General features: G+C 66.5%; 3 protein-coding genes. 2 read left to right on the forward strand and 1 reads right to left on the reverse strand.

Annotation, left to right across the window (positions count from 1 at the left end):
* Positions 1-1,290: serine hydrolase (locus QRO91_RS22130; protein WP_285310579.1), on the reverse strand; the 1,290-nt coding region annotated here is incomplete at its 3' end.
* A gap of 286 nt (positions 1,291-1,576) precedes the next feature.
* On the opposite strand from QRO91_RS22130, the gene QRO91_RS22135 reads away from it, so the two are divergent.
* Together QRO91_RS22135 and QRO91_RS22140 are read left to right on the forward strand one after the other, a co-directional pair.
* A complete protein-coding gene (locus QRO91_RS22135; RefSeq protein ID WP_049431745.1) occupies positions 1,577-2,905 on the forward strand; it encodes an NTP/NDP exchange transporter in 1,329 nt (442 codons plus the stop codon).
* 76 nt (positions 2,906-2,981) lie between these two features.
* Entirely contained in the window at positions 2,982-3,332 is a 351-nt protein-coding gene (locus QRO91_RS22140) for a DUF1304 domain-containing protein (RefSeq protein WP_049431740.1), read from the forward strand.
* Positions 3,333-3,462 lie beyond the last annotated feature (130 nt).

Raw genomic sequence — 3,462 nt, forward strand, 5'->3', positions numbered from 1 at the left:
GTCCACATCCAGCCAGCGCTGTGCCGGCAGGCCGAGCGCGGAATCGAGCACGGTCGGCAGCAGGCCGCTGGGCAGGCCGCTTTCGCCATTCCACATGATGGCGATGCCGAGATCGCGTTCCGGCACCAATGCCACCAGGCCGCGGTAGCCCTGCACGGCGCCGGCATGGAACACCACGTCGTGGCCGGCATAGTCGAAGGTGCGCCAGCCCAGTGCGTAGCCGGCCGAATGCAGGCGCTCGCGGCGCCAGCCCGAACGCATCTCACCGGGGGTGTTGATCAGGCTGGAGTGCAGGGTGGCCAGCAGCGGCGCCGGCAGCACGTCAGGGCGGTGCCCGGTGTGGGCGAGCAGCCACTGCGCCATGTCGCTGGCGCTGGCATTGACGCCAGCCGCCGGGGCGACGCGGTAGTAGGTCGGCTTCGGCGTCAGCGACACCCAGCCGTTGCGACTGCGCACGTGCGGACGCGCCCAGCGCGAGCTGGCCTGGATGCCGGCCAGGCCGAGGCTGGCATCGTTCATGCCCAGCGGCTTGAAGATGCGGCGCTCGACCGACTGCTCGTAGAAGCTGCCGGAAGCGGCGTAGACAACGTCGCCGATCAGGCTGAACGCCACGTTCTGGTAGGCATAGCAGTCGCCCGGCAGGCACTTCAGGCTGGTGTTGGCCAGTTTCTGGGTCAGCGCGTAGTACTCGGCGTTGCCTTCGATGTCGCGGTCGTAGGCGTTGTACGGCAGGCCCACGCGATGGCTGAGCACGTCGGCCACGGTCAGGCGATCGGTCGCTTCCGGCGAGTTCAGGCGGAAGCCCGGCACGTAGTCGGTGACCTTGCTGTCCCAGCGCAGCGTGCCGTCGTTGACCAGCAGGCCGGCCATGGTGCCGGCGAAGGCCTTGGACAGCGAGGCCAGGCGGAACACGGTGTGCGCATCGACCGGCAGCGGATTGTTGACGTCGGTAACGCCATAGCCGCGCGCGCTGAGGATACGGCCGCCCTGCACGATCGCCACGGCCATGCCCGGCACGCGTTCGCCATAGGTGAGCTGCTGCGCCATCGATTCGATGTTGGCGACGTTGAAGCCGGGCGCCGGGGCCTGCACGCGCGGCACCAGGCCGGTGCGGTAGGCCGCCGGCTGGGTGTGGGCGACAGTGGGACCCGCAGCGGATTCGATGTTGGTCGGCATCGGCGGCAATGCCGGCGGTGTCTGCGCGGTGGTGGACAAGGCAACAGGCATCAGCATGCCCAGCAAACCGGTGGCCGCCGAACGGATCGGACGACGCAGGCTGTTCTTTTTCATCGTTGTGACCCGTGCGCGACTGCTGATGGCGATTCTAGCGCCGCTTTTCCCTTGTGCACAAACAAAGCGAAGATGAATGCGCATCTCGTTGAAAAAGTTGGAATTTTGACGCCTCCGAAGCGTGTATCGGAACGTGTCATCCGGGCCCGGCCATGACAGTGCGTTGCAGCCTTCAAACGGCCACCTGCTGGCGATGTTGCAGTGCATTGGATAACGTACGCGCTTCACCGCCCCCGGAGCCTGCCATGCCGCTGTCCAACCGCCGTCTTCAGGCGAGGGACACCGCGTGAGTGCGGTACGGGGGAAAGGGCCGCTGCAGGGGCTGGCGGCGGCGCTGCGCGAGTCGCCGGCGCTGTGGTGGTCGTTCCTGTACTTCTTCTGCCTGCTCAGCGGCTACTACGTGCTGCGCCCGGTGCGCGAGGCGATGGCCGCGTCGGCCGACCTGGAGACGGTGTTCCCACCGCTGCTGATCGCCTGGTTCGGAAGCCATGGCATCGCGCTGAAGGACTTCGTGTTGCAGTTCCTGTTCACCTGCGTGTTCGTGATCATGCTGGTGCTGCAGCCGGTCTATGGCTGGCTGGTCAGCCGCTTTCCGAGGCGGGTGTTCCTGCCGGCGGTGTACGGCTTCTTCATTGTCACCCTGCTCGGGTTCTACGTGATGTTCGACAGCGGCGTGCCGGGCCGCGGCATGGCCTTCTTCTTCTGGATCACCGTCTTCAACCTGTTCGCGGTGGCGGTGTTCTGGAGCTTCATGGCCGACGTGTTCTCCAATGTGCAGGCACGGGCCTACTACGGCTACATCGGCGCGGCGGGCACCATCGGTGCCTTCCTCGGCCCGATCATCACCAGTGCGCTGGTACAGCGCGTGGGCATCGCCAACCTGATGCTGGTGTCGGCCGGTTTCCTTGCCATCTGCCTGTTGAGCATCTGGAGGCTGCGGCACTGGGCGGTGCTTCGCGAGCAGGAGCAGCAGTTGGTATCGGGCGAAAAGCCGATGGGCGGCAGTGTGCTGGATGGTCTCAAGCTGATTGTTCGCGAACCTCTGCTGCGCTGGCTGGCGATCATGGTGGTGTTCGGCGTGGGCGTGGGAACGCTGCTCTACAACCAGCAGGCTGCCATCGTGCGTGCGGCGTTCACCGACCCCGCAGCGAGCACCGCGTTCTTCTCGCGCATCGACCTGGCAGTGAATGCGCTGGCGCTGTTGATGCAGCTGGGCCTGACCCGCTGGCTGTTGTCCCGCCACGGGATCGCACCGGCGCTGCTGATTCCCGGCTTCGCGATCCTGATCGGCTTCTCGGTGCTGGCCGCTTCGCCCATGCCCCTGCTGGTGGCGGTGGTGCAGGTGATGACCCGCGCAAGCGAGTTCGCACTGGCCAAGCCGGCCCGCGAAACCATCTACACCCGCGTGGACCGGCAGTGGCGTTACAAGGCCGGCGCAGCCATCGACACCGTGGTCTACCGCGGTGCGGACCTGAGCTTTGCCTGGGTGCACAAGGGCCTGTCCCTGTTCGGCTCGCATGTGGTGTTCATCGGCGGCATGCTGGTGGCCGCGTGCATGACCGCCGCCGCGTTCGGCGTGCTGCGCGAAGAAAAGAAACTGCCGCGCGACCGCTGATGTTCCGGGGTCAGATCCCTTTCCCTGAGGGAAAGGGATCTGACCCCATTCCCCATCCCTGTCCAAGGAACCGCCCATGTACTGGATCGCACTCGCCCTGACGCTGCTGGTCGCCCTGCTGCACGTCTACTTCCTGGTGCTGGAGATGTTCCTGTGGACCCGTCCGCTGGGCCTGAAGACGTTCCGCAACACGCCGCAGAAGGCAGAGACCACGCGCGTGCTGGCGGCCAATCAGGGCTTGTACAACGGCTTCCTGGCGGCGGGCATCGTGGTGGGGCTGGTGATCGACCAGCCGGCGCTGGTGACGTTCTCGCTGGCGTGCGTGGTGGTGGCGGGGTGTTATGGCGCGTACAGCGTGAGCCGGCGCATTTTCATGATCCAGGCGGTGCCGGCGATCCTGGCGCTGGTTCTTCGCGCGGTGGCGTAGTTTCCAGCCAACGGCGCAGCCCCTCGTGGGTGGGCCGCGGAATGCGGGTCGTGGGTTTGGCCGGGCGGATGGGCTGGGCAGGGGACGCCGTAAACCCATCCTTGGGGGCTTGGCCGCGGCATCCATGCCG

This window comes from Stenotrophomonas maltophilia group sp. Smal32 (genome assembly GCF_030237085.1).
Classification (GTDB): domain Bacteria; phylum Pseudomonadota; class Gammaproteobacteria; order Xanthomonadales; family Xanthomonadaceae; genus Stenotrophomonas; species Stenotrophomonas maltophilia_Q.